This window comes from Hyalangium sp. (genome assembly GCF_045802625.1).
Classification (GTDB): domain Bacteria; phylum Myxococcota; class Myxococcia; order Myxococcales; family Myxococcaceae; genus Hyalangium.
Genome location: NZ_JBJMQP010000009.1, coordinates 66,755 through 82,382 on the forward strand (window position 1 = coordinate 66,755; position 15,628 = coordinate 82,382).

Below are 15,628 nucleotides of genomic sequence, written 5' to 3' on the forward strand. Positions count from 1 at the left end.
GAATTTTCCCTACTTGACCGAGGCCAGGGCTTCCCGCAGAACGCGCGCACTCCTGGCTCCCGGAAAGGAACCTTTCAAATGAAGCGTCTGGTCGTCGTTGCCGCGCTCGTGAGCGCGCTCCCCGCGCTCGCTGACGAAGGCATGTGGACGTATAACAACTTCCCCGCCGCCAAGGTGAAGGAGAAGTATGGGTTCGAGCCCTCGCAGCAGTGGCTCGACAAGGTGCGCCTGTCCTCGGCGCGGCTGGCGGGTGGCTGCTCGGCGAGCTTCGTCTCCCCCAACGGCCTGGTGATGACCAACCACCACTGCGCCCGCGGCTGTGTCGAGCAGCTCTCCACCGCTGACAAGGACTTCATCGCCAACGGCTTCTACGCGAAGAGCCAGCAGGAAGAGGTCCAGTGCCCGGCCATGGAGGTGAACCAGCTCACCGACATTACGGACGTCACCGACCGGCTCAACAAGGCCACCCAGGGCCTGACGGGCAAGCAGTACGCCGACACCCTCAAGGCGGAGATGGCCAAGGTGGAGAAGGAGTGCGCCACCAGCGATGAGGTCCGCTGTGACGTGGTGACGCTCTACCAGGGCGGCCAGTACAACCTCTACAAGTACCGCCGCTTCCAGGACGTGCGCCTGGTGTTCGCCCCCGAGCACGCCATCGCCTTCTTCGGCGGCGACCCGGACAACTTCGAGTTCCCCCGGTACGATCTCGACGTCTCCTTCGTGCGCGTCTACCAGGACGGCAAGCCGGCCACGACGGAGAACTACTTCCCCTGGTCCAAGGCGGGCGCCAAGGAGGGCGAGCTCACCTTCGTCTCCGGCAACCCGGGCCGCACCTCGCGCGGGCTGACGGTGGCCGAGCTGGAGTACCAGCGGGACGTGGCCATGCCCAAGCAGCTCATGGCGCTGGCCGAGTTCCGCGGCATGATCAACGAGTACCAGAAGCGCGGCCCCGAGCAGCAGCGCACCTCCAACAACATGAAGTTCGGCGTGGAGAACGCCTTCAAGGCCATCAAGGGCCGCGAGGAGGCGCTGCTGGACAAGAAGTTCTTCGCCTCGAAGGTCGCCGACGAGCAGGCGCTGCGCCAGAAGGTGGCCGCCAACCCCGAGATGAAGAAGAAGTACGGCGCGGCCTGGGACGAGATCGCCAAGGCGGAGGAGCAGCTCAAGAACATCCGCACGGAGCTGAACTACCTCGAGCAGGGCCAGGGCTTCAGCTCGCAGCTCTTCAACATCGCCAAGTCGCTGGTGCGCGCCTCCGAGGAGCTGCCCAAGCCCAACGGCGAGCGCCTGCGCGAGTACAACGACGCGAACCAGCCGGCCTTCAAGGCCCAGCTGTTCAGCCCCGCCCCCATCTACCCGGAGCTGGAGATCGCCCGGCTGGAGTTCTCGCTCACCAAGCTGCGCGAGGAGCTGGGCCCGGATCACCCGTTCGTGAAGAAGGTGCTGGGCAAGGAGTCCCCGCTGACGCTGGCCACCCGCGTGGTGAACGGCACCCAGCTGCGGGATCCCAAGGTCCGCGAGCAGCTCTTCAAGGGTGGCAAGCAGGCCATCGCCGCCTCCCAGGATCCGATGATCAAGCTGGCCCAGCTGGTGGAGCCGGACTCGCGCGCGGTGCGCAAGAACTTCGAGGAGAACATCGAGTCGGTCATCCGCAAGAACAGCGAGCTGGTGGCCAAGGCGAAGTTCGAGGTGTACGGCACCAACGTCTACCCGGACGCCACCTTCAGCCCGCGCGTGTCCTACGGCGCGGTGCAGGGCTACATGGAGAACGGCAAGAAGGTGAGCCCCATCACCTATATGTCCGGCACCTTCGAGCGCCACACGGGCGAGGATCCGTTCGCCCTGCCCAAGTCGTGGCTGGACGCCAAGGGCAAGCTCAAGCTCACCACCCCGATGGACTTCGTGACCACCAACGACATCATCGGCGGCAACTCCGGCTCTCCCATGATCAACAAGAACGCGGAGATCGTCGGCCTGGTGTTCGACGGCAACATCCAGTCGCTCGGCGGTGACTTCGGCTTCGACGAGAGCGTGAACCGCACCGTCGCCGTCCACAGCGATGCCATCCTCGAGGCGCTGCAGAAGGTGTACGGCGCCACGCGGGTGATCGACGAGCTGCGCCCCAGCAAGCAGCCGGGCGTGAACGCGAAGCCGGCGCGCTGAGCCCGTCCGCGCTCACCCCTTGAAGTCCGAGAGGCTGTCCGGCTCACCCCGGGCAGCCTCTTCTCTTTTTTATTTGTATGTAGGATGGGGTTGAACCCGCTCATGCCCTCGATCCTCGACAGCCTGCCCACCCTCTACCGGAACCTCTTCCCCTCCTTCTTCCAGGGGCCCATTCCCGCCGAGACCAAGGCCACGTGCTCCTCGTGCGCCATGTGCGAGGCCGCCAACCCGATCCGCATCGAGTCCGTGGATGGGGTGAACCGCTTCTTCCGGCCGGACACCAAGTGCTGCACCTACCACCCGCGCCTGCCGAACTATCTGGTGGGCGCGATCCTCTCGGATGAGGACCCCGCCATGGCCGAGGGCCGGCGGCGCATCGAAGAGAAGATCGCTCGGGGCGTCGGCGTGAACCCTCAGTGGATCAAGGCGCCCACCCGCTACAACCTCCTCTATTCGAGCTCGCGCCAGGCGTTCGGCCGCGCCGAGGCCCTGCGCTGCCCCTACTACGAGTCCAAGGGCGGCCTGTGCACCATCTGGCGCTACCGCGAGGCGGTGTGCTCGACGTACTTCTGCAAGTACGTGGCGGGCGCCGATGGCCGGAAGTTCTGGATGACGCTGAAGACGTGGCTCACCCTCGCGGAGATCCAGCTCTCGCGCTACGCCCTGCTCCAGCTGCTCCCGGACTACGTGCTCAAGGGCAAGGACAAGGCGGACGCCGCGACCGTTCCGCTGACGATCGAGGATCTCGACGACAAGCCCCTGCCCGAGAAGGACTATGCCGAGCTGTGGCACCCGTGGGTGGGGCGCGAGGCGGAGTTCTATCGGCGCAGCTACGAGATCGTCCGCGCCCTGTCCTCCGACGAGTTCGAGAACCTGCTGGGGCTGGATGGCGTGGTGGAGCTGTCCATCCTCAAGCGGCTGCACGAGAGCGCCACCGCGCCCAAGCTCCCCAAGAGCCTCAAGCTCAACCCCAGCGCCACCATCCAGTGGCTCCCGGACGGCGGCATCGCCCTGGCGTCCTACAGCGAGTTCGACGCGGTGGCGCTCCCGGGAGCGGCCTACGCCCTGCTGGTGGAGTTCACCGGCAAGGAGCCCGTGGAGGCCGTGCGCCAACGGCTGCGCGAGGAGAAACAGGCGGATCTGCACGACGACATCCTGGTGGAGCTCTACCGGCACCGCATCCTGGTCGACGCCCAGGCACCGCAGCAGTAAGAACCACCCGAGGGGAGGGACATGAGCGACTCCAGCAAAGATCCCTTCCCCAAACCGGAGGGGAGCGCCCCCAAGCCGGGCTCCTCGGCCGACACTCCTGCCACGCTGGATCTGGCGGGGACGTTCATCTCCGGGGCTAGCCCGAAGGCGGGTTCGCCCTCCTCCCCTGCCTCGCCAGGCACCCAGCACCTGCCGGTGGTGGACAAGCAGACCTATGTCGTCGAGGGCGTGTTCGCTCGCGGTGGGATCGGCCGTATCTCGCGCGCCCGAGACGTGCGGCTGGGCCGGCCGGTGGCGCTCAAGGAGCTGTTGGATCCCCAGGGCCCGAACGAGGGCCGCTTCCTCAATGAGGCGCTGGTCACCGCTCGCCTCCAGCACCCCGGCATCGTCCCCATCTACGAGGCGGGACGCTGGTCCAACGGTGAGCCTTTCTATGCGATGCGGCTCGTCTCTGGCCGCTCGCTCGATGAGAGGCTGTCCGAGACGAAGAGCTTTGGCGAACGGCTGGCGCTCCTGCCCCACGTGCTCGCCGTGGCGGAGGCGGTGGCCTACGCGCACAGCCAGAAGATCATCCATCGCGATCTCAAGCCCGCCAACATCCTGGTGGGCGAGTTCGGCGAGACGGTGGTCATCGACTGGGGGCTGGCCAAGGAGCTCTCCCCGGAGGGGGCTGCCTCCGCTGCGTCCGAGGCTCCGCCGAAGCCCGCTTTCTCGTCGGACATCGCCACCCCGAGCTTCCCCCGAAGCCAGTCGAACCAGACCCTGGCGGGGATCGTGCTGGGGACGCCGGCGTACATGCCTCCCGAGCAGGCCGCGGGGCGCCCCGTGGACGAGCGCGCGGATGTCTACGCGCTGGGAGCCATCCTCTATCACCTGCTGGCCGGTCACCGCCCCTATGGCGGGGGGAGCGCCTCCGAGGTGCTGGATCGGGTGATCGCCGGTCCCCCACCCTCTCTGGAGAACCGGCAGGAGGGAATTCCGGAGGAGCTGCTGGCCATCGTCAACCACGCCATGGCCCGGGATCTGGCCAAGCGCTACCCGAAGGCCCAGGAGCTGGCGGAGGATCTGCGGCGCTTCCTGACGGGGCAGCTCGTCGGGGTGCACCACTACTCGCGGCTGGATCTGCTGAAGCGCTTCGTCCGGCGCAACCGGGCGGTGGTCGCGGTGGCGGGCATCGCGCTGGCGGCGCTGGGCTCGATCGGAGCGCTCAGCGTGCGGCGCATCGTCGCGGAGAGGGATCGGGCCGAGCACAAGCAGGCCGAGGCCGAAGCGGCCTCACGCGAGGCCACCGTGCGCGCCGATCAGCTCACCCTGGTGGAGGCCCGCGCCGCGGTGGAGCGCTTCCCCAACAAGGCGCTCGAGTGGCTTGTCACCCTGTCTCCGTCTTTCACCCAATGGGGCACGGCGCGCGTCATCGCCGCGGACGCCGAAGCCCGAGGGCTGGCCCTGCTGCTGCGCGGCCACACGAAGGGTGTGAACTTCGTCAGCGTCTCTCCGGACGGCCGCTGGGTGGCCACCGTGAGTGATGATCGGACGGTGCGCCTGTGGAACGCGCGCAGCGGCGAGATGCGCCTGCTGGGCTCGCACGATGACGAGGTGTGGCGCGCCGCCTTCTCGGCGGATGGCCGGTGGCTGGCCACCACGGGCAAGGACCGCACACTGCGGCTGTGGAATGTGGAGACCGGCGAGCGCCAGGTGCTTCAGGGCCATGCCGCTCCCATCCTTGGAGTGGTCTTCTCCCCGAATGGCCAGCACGTGTTCACCTCGAGCATGGATGGCGAGGTGTGGCGCTGGGACGTGCCGGGCGGCAAGGGCCAGCGCCTCGGCAAGCATGAGGGGTGGGTCTCCAGCCTGGACGTCTCGCGAGACTCGCGACGGCTGGCGACGATCGGCAAGGACGACAAGACGGTGCGCCTGTGGGACGTGGAGACCGGCGAGAGCCAGAGCCTCGGCACCCACCCGGCCCAGCCCTTCCAGGTCACCTTCTCTCCCGATGGAAAGTTCGTCGCCACGGGCTGCGCCGATGGAAAGGTCCGCCTCTGGGACACCGCCACCGGAAAGCCGCGCGTGCTCGACGGCCACACCAACCGCGTCTACTCCGTGGCCTTCTCTCCGGATGGGGCGAAGCTCGCCTCGCGCTCGTTGGATGGCACCGTGCGGCTGTGGGATCTGGCCACTGGCGCCGCCCGTGTCTTCGAAGGCTCCAAGGAACCTCCGGCGCCGCTCGCCTTCTCGGCCGATGGCCGCTGGGTGGCCACGGGCGGACGGGATCGCCTGGCCTGGCTGTGGGATGTGAACACCGGCCAGGGGCGCGCGCTGCGTGGGGCCGAGGATGCGGTGACGTCGCTGTCGTTCTCTCCGGATGGACAGCGGCTCGCCGTGGCCAGCGTGGACGGCATCACCCGGCTGTACCCGGTGGGAGCCAACCCCTTCCAGATCATCGGGCAGCACGTGGGGCCGGTGCTCTCCCTGGAGTTCTCCGCGGACGGAAAGACGCTGATCTCCTCGGGCGCGGATGGGCTCGTGCGCCGGTGGAGTCCCTCGGGCGGAGGAGCCGTGGAGATGCGGGGCCACCGGGGCGTGGTTCCGCTCGCGCGGTCCTCTCCGGAGGGAGATCGCATCGTCTCGGGAGGAGATGATGGCACCGTGCGGCTGTGGGATCGCACGGGCCGGGAGCTGCAGGCGCTCCCCATCTCCGCCCATGAGATCCGCGCGCTGGAGTATTCCCCCGACGGCAAGTGGGTGGCGATCGGCAGCGCCGATGGGCTCGTGCGCTTGTGGGATCCCAGCACGGGGCGGGAGCGAAAGCTGGGGCAGCACCTGAAGGGAGTCCTCTGCCTGGCCTTCTCGCCGGATGGACGGTTCCTCGTCTCGGGCGGCGAGGACAACGCGCTGCGGCTGTGGGATCTCCAGACCGGACAAGGCCGCCCGCTGCACCTCGGCGAGGATCTGATCGTCGCGCTGGCCTTCTCCCACGATGGCCGGTGGCTGGTCTCCGGCAGCAAGGACCACACGCTCTGGCTCCAGGAGATGCCCGAGGGCCAGGGGCGGCGGATCGATGTCGGCGGTATTGGAGTGCTCGCGGTGGGCTTCTCGCCGGACGGACAGCGGATGGTCAGCTCGAGCCAGGGAGACAACTCGCTGCGCCTGTGGGACGTGCGGACGGGCGAGGCGCGCGGAGTGCTGCGCGGCCACTTGAACCAGGTGAACCACTTTGCCTGGTCGCCCGAGGGCAAGCGGCTGGTCACCGCGAGCGACGATCGCACCGTGCGCGTGTGGGACGTGGAGAGCGGCGAGAGCCGGGTGCTCCAGGGCCACACCGACGGCGTCGTCCAGGTGGCGTTCTCTCCGGATGGAAGGACGGTGGCCTCGGCCAGCCGGGATGGCACCGTGCGGCTGTGGCCCGATGATCTGCCCCTGGAGCCCACCGCGCTGCAGGCCTGGCTGCGCGAGACGCTCCGGGCGGACACCGGCAGCGCCGCCCCGAAGAGCCCGTAGGGCTCACCCCTCGCGGAAGGTGGCCACCATCGCCTGATGATCGGAGGCCTCGCCCACGTCCAGCACCTCGGCGCTGATGAGCCGCTCGGCCATCCGGGGCGAGGCGAGGATGTAGTCCGTGCGGTAGTCGATCACCACGCCGTTGTTCTGGCGCCTCGCCGTCACCCACTGCGCGGGCCGCTGCCGGTGGTAGAGCGTGTCGATCCAGCCAAAGGCCTCCAGCGCATCCATCGCCCAATACCTGGGCGGGTGGCCGTACTTGTCCGTGCCCGCCGCCAGCAGCCGATCGTTCAGGTCCGAGGGATAGGGATCCTTGTGCGACAGCGAGTTGAGATCGCCCGCGAGCAGGTAGAGGCCCTCACGGAAGGTGAGCGGCTCAAGGAGATCGCACAGGTAGCGGGCCTCGACGAGCCGTGCGTTCTCGTCATGCGCGTCGTAGTGCGTGCCGAACAAGGTGACCGGCTCGCCGGAGTCGAACTGGCACTGAACCAGACAGTGGCCGATCTGGCGCGGATCGTTGTGGATCTGGATCCCTCGCAGGGGACGGCGGCTGGCGATCGCCACGTGGTAGCGCCGGCCGCTGCCGCGCGGCCGGGAAGTGCCCAGGTGAACGTGGGAGGCGTCGGCCGGCACGCCGAGCGCGGAGGCGACCTGGTTCAGCCGGTCGCCTGTCTCCCACCAGAGGCACTCCTGCAGCACCAGCACGTCCGGCCGCACCTGGGCCAGCAGAGCGAGAATGGCGTCGAACCGCTCCTGTCCTCCGAAGAGCACGTTGAACGTCATCACCTTGAGGGTCACGGTCGCCTCCTCGCCTCGCCGCACGCGCCTGACCCTACTCCCACTCGATGGTGGCGGGGGGCTTCGAGGAGATGTCGTAGACCACGCGGTTGATGCCACGCACCTCGTTGGTGATGCGCGTGGAGATGCGCTCCAGCACCGGGAACGGCAGCCGCGCCCAGTCCGCCGTCATCCCGTCCACGCTCGTCACCGCGCGCAGCACGCAGGTGGACTCGTAGGTGCGCTCGTCGCCCATGACTCCCACGCTCTGCACTGGCAGCAGCACCGCGAACGCCTGCCACACCTCCGTGTAGAGCCCGGCCTGGCGGATCTCCTCCTGCACGATCGCGTCCGCCCGGCGCACCAGCTCCAGCCGCGGCTCCGTCACCTCGCCCAGCACGCGGATGGCCAGGCCCGGCCCCGGGAACGGCTGCCGGCTCACCATCTCGTCCGGCAGGCCCAGCTCGCGGCCCAGGGCGCGCACCTCATCCTTGAACAGCTCTCGCAGCGGCTCCACCAGCTTGAGCTTCATCTGCTCGGGCAGGCCGCCCACGTTGTGGTGGCTCTTGATGGTGACCGACGGGCCCTTGTACGAGACCGACTCGATCACGTCCGGGTAGAGCGTGCCCTGCGCCAGGAACTCCGCGTCGTGCACCTCGCGCGCCGCCTCCTCGAACACCGCGATGAACTCGCGGCCGATGATCTTCCGCTTCTTCTCGGGATCCGTGACGCCCGCCAGCTTCGACAGGAAGCGCTGCCGCGCGTCCACCGTCTTCAGCGGCACGTGGAAGCGATCCACGAAGAGCGCCTCCACCTGCGCCCGCTCGCCCTGCCGCAAAAGCCCGTTGTCCACGAAGATGCACTGCAGCCGGGGCCCGATCGCCCGGTGCAGCAGCAGCGCCGCCACCGAGCTGTCCACCCCGCCGGACAAGCCGCAGATCACCCGCCCGTGCTCGCCCACCTTCTGGCGGATCGCCGCCTCGGCCTCCTGGCTGAAGCCCTTCATCGTCCAGGAGCCGCTCACCTTACAGTCTCCGAACAGGAAGGCCCTCAGCATCACCTTGCCCTGCGGGGTGTGCACCACCTCGGGGTGGAACTGCAGCCCATACACCGGCTTCGACTTGTGGGCCGCCGCCGCGAACGGCGAGTTGCCGCTGCGCCCGATCGCCTCGAACTCCGGCGGCAGCGTGTCCACCCGATCCCCGTGGCTCATCAGCACCTTCACCCGATCGCCAGGGTGGAACTCGGACAGCGGGCCGCGCGAGGCCAGCACCTCCACCTCCGCCGAGCCATACTCGCGGTGGGCCGTGCGATCCACTCGGCCGCCCAGCAGCTTGGCCAGCAGCTGCAGCCCGTAGCAGATACCGAGCACGGGGACGCCCGCCTGGAAGACATAGGGATCACAGCGCGGCGAGCCCTCGGCCTCCACCGAGGCCGGGCCCCCGGAGAGGATGATGCCGCGCGGCGCGAAGCGGCGGATGTGCTCCTCGGCCAGATCCGGGCGGTGGATCTCGCAGTAGACGCCTAGTTCCCGGACGCGCCGGGCGATCAGCTGGGTGTATTGGCTCCCGAAGTCGAGAATCAGGATCTTCTCAGCATGGATATCCACGAACTTCTCCCCGGGTGTCGTTGACGGAGCCCGGCCCATACCGCTACAAACTTTCCGAGATCAACCGCTAAAACCCCACCTGTCAGCCCCGCCCCTCCCGAGGTCCTGGATGCATCGCCTGTCCGTCGCTGCCACTGTCTTCTTCCTGTCCGTCACCGGCTGTGCGGCACGGGAAATCACCTCGGATGAACGGCTGGACCGGGAGACCGGCAACCTGGCGGTGAAGGACACCCCCAAGGCCGGCGAGCTCGAGAAGCTCTCCTGCGAGAACACCAGCGAGGAGCTGGCCAAGGCGCGCAACGTGAACCGGCCCGAGACGGACCGGCTCATGGACTACATCACCCTCTACGGCTCGCTGCGCAAGCGCACGCAGACCTTCGAGGAGGCGATGTCGCGCAACCCGGACCTGCAGTACCGCGAGGGCGCTGACAAGATCGTCGGCGCCAAGGAGGTCTGCATCCAGCAGACGGCCGACGTGAGGGTGGAGTTCGAGACCTACATGCGCGAGCTGGTGGATGTGCCCACCGTGCAGGAGATCAAGGGCGGCAACACCGTCACCATCGCCCGGCTGGACTTCAACACCCTGCGGCAGGCCATCGAGACGCTGGCCCCGGACGACAAGGACAACCTGCTCAACCGCGTGGCCAACGCCGAGAAGAAGGTGTCTACCTCCACGGCCCCCGCTGCCGCTGAGGAGACGGGTGGCACCAGCAGCGGCGGCCGGCGGCGCGGCGGCAAGTAGCAGGCAGCCGAGGCCGGGGGAGCCTCCCCGGCCCCGCCTCGTGGCGCCCTACTCCACCCGGTAGTTGGGCGCCTCCTCGGTGATGATGACGTCGTGCACGTGGCTCTCCTTGAGCCCCGCCGAGGTGATGCGCACGAACTGGGCCTTGTGGCGCAGCTCCTCGATGTTGACGCACCCCACGTAGCCCATGCCGCTGCGGATGCCGCCCAGCATCTGGTGGATGTTCATCGGCAGGGTGCCCTTGTACGGCACGCGCCCCTCAATGCCCTCGGGCACCAGCTTCACCGCGTCCACCTCCGACTGGAAGTAGCGATCCTTGGCGCCCTGCTTCATCGCGCCCAGCGAGCCCATGCCCCGGTAGCTCTTGTAGCTGCGGCCCTGGTACAGGATGACGTCGCCCGGCGCCTCCTCGGTGCCCGCGAAGAGCGAGCCGATCATCACCGAGCTGGCTCCCGCGGCGATCGCCTTGACGATGTCGCCCGAGTACTTGATCCCGCCGTCCGAGATGATGGGGATGTCGTGCTTGTCCGCCTCGCGGGCGCAGTCATCCACGGCGGTGATCTGCGGCACGCCCACGCCGGCCACCACGCGCGTGGTGCAGATGGAGCCCGGCCCGATGCCCACCTTCACCGCGTCCACGCCCGCCTCGATCAGCGCGCGGGTGCCCTCGGCGGTGGCCACGTTGCCGGCGATCAGCTCGAAGCCCTTGAAGTTCTTGCGCGTGTCGCGCACCCCTTCGAGCACGCCCTTCGAGTGCCCGTGCGCCGTGTCCACGACGATCACGTCCACCCCGGCCCTTAGCAGCGCGTCGATGCGGGCCTCGCGATCCGCGGACACGCCCACGGCGGCCGCGCACAGCAGGCGCCCCTTGGCGTCCTTGGCCGCGTAGGGGTTGGTGCGCCGCTTCTCCATGTCCTTGATGGTGATGAGCCCCTTGAGCTCGAACTCCTCGTTGACGATGAGGAGCTTTTCAATGCGGTGCTGGTGCAGCAGCTGCTGAGCCTCGGCCTGGGGGATGCCCTCGCGCCCGGTGACGAGCTTGCGCGTCATCACCTGCTCCACCTTCTGCGAGAGGTTCGTCTCGAAGCGCACGTCGCGGCTGGTGACGATGCCCACCAGCTTCTTGCCCTTCACCACGGGGATGCCGGACACACCGTGCTGGCGCATCAGCTCGAGGGCCCGCGACAGCGGCGCGTCGGGCTCGGTGGTGACCGGGTCCACCACCATGCCGCTCTCGAATTTCTTGACTTTCAGGACCTCGATCGCCTGCTGCTCGGGCGTCATGTTCTTGTGGATGACGCCAATGCCCCCCTCCTGCGCCATGGCGATGGCGGTGCGGGCCTCGGTGACGGTGTCCATGGCCGCCGACAACAGCGGCATGTTCAGGCGCAGGTTGCGAGTCAATCGCGTGGACAGCTCGACATCGCGGGGGATGACGGAGCTGGCGGCGGGCAAGAGCAGCACGTCATCGAAGGTGAGCGCGAGCCGGACTTCGGGGTTCAGCATGAGGGCTCCCGGAGCGTCGCGGGGCGTCATCGCCCGGCGGATTCGCTTCCATACGCGCCTGGAAACGGGCTCGCAACGGTCCCGAGCAGCCACCTGTCGACTGTTTTGATGCCCGTTCCCCGTGGGTTCAGGCGATACTCAGGCCTACCCCTCACGTTCGGGATGAGGCTTTGACGGAATCCAATCAGGGAGCGATCGGGCTGGTGGTCAAGCTGCCCTTTGCCACCCCGGAAGAGTTCCTTGCGAAGTACGGTGCCAACGTCAGCCGGGGCGGTATCTACCTGCGCTCCAAGACGGTGAAGCCGCCGGGGACGCCTGTCACCCTGGATCTCAAGCTCTCCACCGGGGCGCGCATCATCTACGCGTCCGCCGTGGTCGAGTTCATTACCGGGCAACAGGGCCAGGGCATCTCCGGCATGGGGCTGCGCTTCCTCACGCTCGATCCGGAGACCAAGCGCTTCCTGGAGACCTCCGTCGCCTCTCTGCCCCACGGGCAGGCAATGGCGCCCCCCGTTCCTCCAGGCGTAGGGGCTCCTGACTACACGACCCCACCCACACCTACGCCTCAGGCCCCCCCTCCGCTGGTGGCTGCCGCGCCAGAGCCGCCCCCGCCAGCTCCCGCCGCGCAGCCAGAGCCGCCCGAGACTCCGGTCCCGGTGGCTCCCGCGCCTGAGCAGGCTGCGCCTTCCGCTCCGGCGGCCCCCTCCCCTGCCCAGCCCACGACGGCGGCCCCGCAGGCAACGCCTCCTCCCGTTCCTCCCGAGCCCCCGACGCCGGCAGTGCCCGCCCCCGCCCCAGCAGCCGAGGCGGCTCCGCATCGGCCCAGTGGCAGCCACGCGCCGGTCATCTCGGCCAACGCCTCCACGGTTCCCCACGCGCCCGCCTTCGAGCCCCCCAAGGAGGAGCCCAAGCGCGAAGGTCCCATCATCGGGATCGATCTGGGCACGACGAACTCCTGCGCCGGCTACGTGCGCAGCGGCAAGCCCGAGGTGCTGCGCAGCCGCGAGGGCCACAACACCGTGCCCTCCATCCTGGCGCTCAACGTGCGCGGGAAGATGATCGTCGGCCACCCCGCCAAGGGGCAGATGCTGACCAACCCGCGCCAGACGGTGTACGGCGCCAAGCGGCTGGTGGGCCGCGCGTACGACTCGCCCATCGTCCAGCACATCAAGGATCGCTTCCACTACGAGGTCGCCCCCGGAGAGAACGGCGAGGCGGCGGTGAAGCTGGGCGATCGCGTCTTCTCGCTGCAGCAGATCTCCGCGCTGATCCTCCGCGAGGTGAAGGAGGTCGCCCAGAACCAGATCGGCCAGCCCATCTCGCGGGCGGTGATCACCGTGCCCGCGTACTACAACGACAACCAGCGCACGGCGGTGCGCGAGGCGGGGCAGCTGGCCGGGCTGTACGTGGAGCGCATCCTCAACGAGCCCACCGCGGCGGCGCTCGCGTACGGCTACGGGCGCAAGCTCAACCAGCGCATCCTCGTCTACGACTTGGGCGGCGGCACCTTCGACGCGTCCGTGCTGGAGCTGCACGACACCGTCTACGAGGTGATCTCCACCGGCGGTGACACGTTCCTGGGCGGTATCGACTTCGACAACGCCATCGTCGAGTACCTGCTGGAGGAGTTCCAGAAGCAGACGGGCAAGGCCTTCCAGGGAGACCGGGTGGCCATGCAGCGCATCCACGACGCGGCCGAGCGTGCCAAGTGCGCGCTGTCGGAGCGCTCGGACATGCGCATCCACGTGGCGTTCGTGACGATGATCGACAACACGCCGTACGATCTGGACGTCACGCTCACGCGCAAGAAGCTGATCGAGCTGACCGAGAAGCTGGTGGATCGCACCCTCGAGGTCTGCGACGAGGTGCTCAAGGCCAAGAACCTGGCCACGGCGGACATCCAGGAGGTGGTGCTGGTGGGAGGCCAGAGCCGCTTCCCGCTGGTGCACGAGAAGATCACCCAGTTCTTCGGCAAGCCGCCCACCAAGAACGTGCACCCGGACGAGGCGGTGGCGCTGGGCGCGGCGCTGCTGGCGCACAGCCTGGGGCAGAAGGAGGGCGTCACCCTCATCGACGTGCTGCCCATGGCCATTGGAGTGGGGCTGCCGGGCGGGCGCTTCAAGCACGTGATGGAGCGCAACGCGCCCCTGCCCGCGAGCAAGACGTACACGCTGTCCACCAGCCGCGATCAGCAGACCGAGCTCGAGGTGAGCATCTTCCAGGGAGAATCAGATCGCACGGCGGAGAACGAGTTCCTGGGGACGATGAAGCTCACGGGCCTGCCCAAGCGCCCGCGCGGCGAGGTGCGGGTGACGATCACCTTCGAGGTGAACAGCGAGTCGCTGCTCAAGGTGACGGCCAAGGAGAACGTGACGGGGAAGGAGATCTCCAGCACCTTCAGCACCCGGGACACGCCGGAGGCCGTGAAGGCGCGGCTGGCCCAGGAACAGCCGCCCGAGTCCCAAGCCGCGGCCTCGAGCGCCGCCAAGGGCCCGCACCCGTCGGCCATGCCTCCTCCCGAGAAGAAGGCGGGCGTGGTGGGCTGGCTCAAGGGGCTCTTCGGGCGCCGGTGAGGACTCGGCGGGGTGTTCGGGAGTTCTATTCATTGCGGCTTCTTCTTCGAGTGAACTAGGGTTCACTCGCTGTCATTTCCGACAGCTCACCCGGAGCCCCCATGAGCAATGAGTCGAAGAAGCCCGAGGTCTCGAACTCGCAGCCGGAGCCTGCTGCCGCGAATCGGCGCGCCTTCATGAAGACCGTGATGACGGGCACCGTGGCCGCCGGGCTGGCCGCCAGCGTCGGCAAGGCCGAGGCCGCCACTCCGAACGCGCTCTGCGGCGATACGGCGCTCCCGGCCAGCGGGCCCACTTCGGTCAGGATTCTCGTCAACAAGAACAACCCCGCCTCGCTCGATCGCATCTGGCAGCTCATCCACGACACCTTCCAGCCGTCGGGCTGCCCCAACTGCGGACTCGGCGGCGTGCCGCATGATCCGAACGGCCCCTTCCCCATCTCGGACGTCCACATCGAGGTGGCCTACCTGAGCAAGGACGTGGACTCGGCGGTCATCATCCAGGACGCCCCCGCGGTCCCCCCCAGCCGGTAGCGCAAGCCCACCGGAGGCGGGAGGAACTCATCGATGGCTGACTTCATCCCGCCCCCCCGGCTCGGAGTTGGACTGACGTACCTGCCCAACAGCCCTGCCTTGATGCAGGCAGGGCAACGGCTCGTGGACTTCTTCGAGCTCAGCCCGGATGTGCTGTGCCAGGAGCACGGGCGCGGTCCCACGCGGCGCCTCGTCCCCCAGCCCGAGCTGCTGGAGCGCGCGCTGCGAGACACCGAGGCCCACCCGCTCGTCGTCCATGGGTTGGGGTTGTCCATCGGCTCGGTGCACGGCTGGGACTCGGCGTACCTGGAGCTGCTGGAGACAGTCCAGGCGCGGCGGCCCTTCCTCTGGCACAGCGAGCACCTGGGCTTCATGACGGCGGAGCAGCCCCACGGTGAGGTGCTCCATGCGGGGATCGTCCTGCCCATGCCCTTCACCGAGGAGGCGCTCCAGGTGCTCGTGCCACGCGCGGCGGAGCTGACGCGGCGCTACGGCGTGCCCTTCTTGCTGGAGAACCTCACCTATTACCTGCCCGAGCTGCCCTCGGAGGGTGGGCGCGATGAGATCGCCTTCCTCAACGAGCTCACGGAGCGCTCGGGCTGCGGGCTCTTGTTCGATCTGTACAACTTCCACTGCAACGCCCGGAACCTGGGCTTCGACGCGCTCGAGGCGCTCGGCCGGCTGCGGCTGGATCGGGTGATCCAGGTGCACGTGGCGGGCGGCGGCACGCACGATGGCTTCCTGATGGACGTGCACAGCGAGATCGTGCCCGAGCCCGTCTGGGAGCTGCTGGAGTGGCTGGTGCCGCGTGCTCCCAACCTGGCGGGCATCAGCTACGAGCTGCTCGAGGAGACCCGGCTGGGCCCGGACGAGGTGGGCCGCCAGCTCGAGCGGGCTCGCGCCATCTGGGACAAGCACCCTCGGACGAGCCAGGAGACCCCGAGCCGTGGCGCTGCGTGATTGGCAGAATGCCCTCGGGCAATTGGTGGAGGCGCGGGCCTCGGGTCGCGATCTC

At 68.4% G+C, this 15,628-nt stretch carries 10 protein-coding genes; 7 read left to right on the forward strand and 3 right to left on the reverse strand.

All coding sequences use genetic code 11. The features are described from left to right. Positions 1 to 78 precede the first annotated feature (78 nt). The 3 genes from ACJ8AT_RS02000 to ACJ8AT_RS02010 all read left to right on the forward strand — a co-directional run bounded on the left by ACJ8AT_RS02000 (position 79) and on the right by ACJ8AT_RS02010 (position 6,873). Positions 79 to 2,163, forward strand: a complete 2,085-nt coding sequence (locus tag ACJ8AT_RS02000; RefSeq protein WP_407735811.1) for a S46 family peptidase — start codon at positions 79 to 81, stop codon at positions 2,161 to 2,163. Positions 2,164 to 2,265: 102 nt separating this feature from the next. Further along, on the forward strand, positions 2,266 to 3,375 hold the full coding sequence (locus tag ACJ8AT_RS02005) for a hypothetical protein (RefSeq protein ID WP_407735812.1): 1,110 nt from the start codon (positions 2,266 to 2,268) through the stop codon (positions 3,373 to 3,375). A gap of 21 nt (positions 3,376 to 3,396) precedes the next feature. Next, positions 3,397 to 6,873: a protein kinase domain-containing protein gene (locus tag ACJ8AT_RS02010; RefSeq protein WP_407735813.1), complete on the forward strand. Its 3,477-nt coding sequence runs from the start codon at positions 3,397 to 3,399 to the stop codon at positions 6,871 to 6,873. 3 nt (positions 6,874 to 6,876) lie between these two features. Here ACJ8AT_RS02010 and ACJ8AT_RS02015 read toward each other — a convergent pair whose 3' ends face one another. Further along, the gene (locus ACJ8AT_RS02015) at positions 6,877 to 7,671 is read right to left on the reverse strand and encodes an endonuclease/exonuclease/phosphatase family protein (RefSeq protein ID WP_407735814.1); all 795 of its coding nucleotides are present in this window, start codon (positions 7,669 to 7,671) and stop codon (positions 6,877 to 6,879) included. Positions 7,672 to 7,705: 34 nt separating this feature from the next. Further along, positions 7,706 to 9,298: a glutamine-hydrolyzing GMP synthase gene (guaA, locus tag ACJ8AT_RS02020; RefSeq protein WP_407735815.1), complete on the reverse strand. Its 1,593-nt coding sequence runs from the start codon at positions 9,296 to 9,298 to the stop codon at positions 7,706 to 7,708. Positions 9,299 to 9,368: 70 nt separating this feature from the next. On the opposite strand from guaA, the gene ACJ8AT_RS02025 reads away from it, so the two are divergent. Next, positions 9,369 to 10,001 carry a hypothetical protein gene (locus tag ACJ8AT_RS02025; RefSeq protein WP_407735816.1) on the forward strand — a complete coding sequence of 211 codons (633 nt, stop codon included), beginning with the start codon at positions 9,369 to 9,371 and terminating at the stop codon, positions 9,999 to 10,001. A gap of 48 nt (positions 10,002 to 10,049) precedes the next feature. Here the strand turns inward: ACJ8AT_RS02025 and guaB are convergent, their stop codons facing one another. Beyond that, entirely contained in the window at positions 10,050 to 11,507 is a 1,458-nt protein-coding gene (gene guaB / locus ACJ8AT_RS02030; RefSeq protein ID WP_407735817.1) for an IMP dehydrogenase, read from the reverse strand. Positions 11,508 to 11,677: 170 nt separating this feature from the next. On the opposite strand from guaB, the gene ACJ8AT_RS02035 reads away from it, so the two are divergent. The 3 genes from ACJ8AT_RS02035 to ACJ8AT_RS02045 all read left to right on the forward strand — a co-directional run bounded on the left by ACJ8AT_RS02035 (position 11,678) and on the right by ACJ8AT_RS02045 (position 15,573). After that, entirely contained in the window at positions 11,678 to 14,080 is a 2,403-nt protein-coding gene (locus tag ACJ8AT_RS02035; RefSeq protein ID WP_407735818.1) for a TIGR02266 family protein, read from the forward strand. A gap of 101 nt (positions 14,081 to 14,181) precedes the next feature. Further along, entirely contained in the window at positions 14,182 to 14,613 is a 432-nt protein-coding gene (locus ACJ8AT_RS02040; protein ID WP_407735819.1) for a hypothetical protein, read from the forward strand. 33 nt (positions 14,614 to 14,646) lie between these two features. After that, entirely contained in the window at positions 14,647 to 15,573 is a 927-nt protein-coding gene (locus tag ACJ8AT_RS02045; RefSeq protein WP_407735820.1) for a DUF692 family multinuclear iron-containing protein, read from the forward strand. Positions 15,574 to 15,628: the final 55 nt, after the last annotated feature.

Excerpts from the sequence above, each read along its gene's own strand:
- ACJ8AT_RS02000 (WP_407735811.1), top strand. The coding sequence starts at position 79 with ATGAAGCGTCTGGTCGTCGTTGCCGCGCTCGTGAGCGCGCTCCCCGCG.
- ACJ8AT_RS02005 (WP_407735812.1), top strand. The coding sequence starts at position 2,266 with ATGCCCTCGATCCTCGACAGCCTGCCCACCCTCTACCGGAACCTCTTC.
- ACJ8AT_RS02010 (WP_407735813.1), top strand. The coding sequence starts at position 3,397 with ATGAGCGACTCCAGCAAAGATCCCTTCCCCAAACCGGAGGGGAGCGCC.
- guaA (WP_407735815.1), bottom strand. The coding sequence starts at position 9,298 with ATGGGCCGGGCTCCGTCAACGACACCCGGGGAGAAGTTCGTGGATATC.
- ACJ8AT_RS02025 (WP_407735816.1), top strand. The coding sequence starts at position 9,369 with ATGCATCGCCTGTCCGTCGCTGCCACTGTCTTCTTCCTGTCCGTCACC.
- guaB (WP_407735817.1), bottom strand. The coding sequence starts at position 11,507 with ATGCTGAACCCCGAAGTCCGGCTCGCGCTCACCTTCGATGACGTGCTG.
- ACJ8AT_RS02040 (WP_407735819.1), top strand. The coding sequence starts at position 14,182 with ATGAGCAATGAGTCGAAGAAGCCCGAGGTCTCGAACTCGCAGCCGGAG.
- ACJ8AT_RS02045 (WP_407735820.1), top strand. The coding sequence starts at position 14,647 with ATGGCTGACTTCATCCCGCCCCCCCGGCTCGGAGTTGGACTGACGTAC.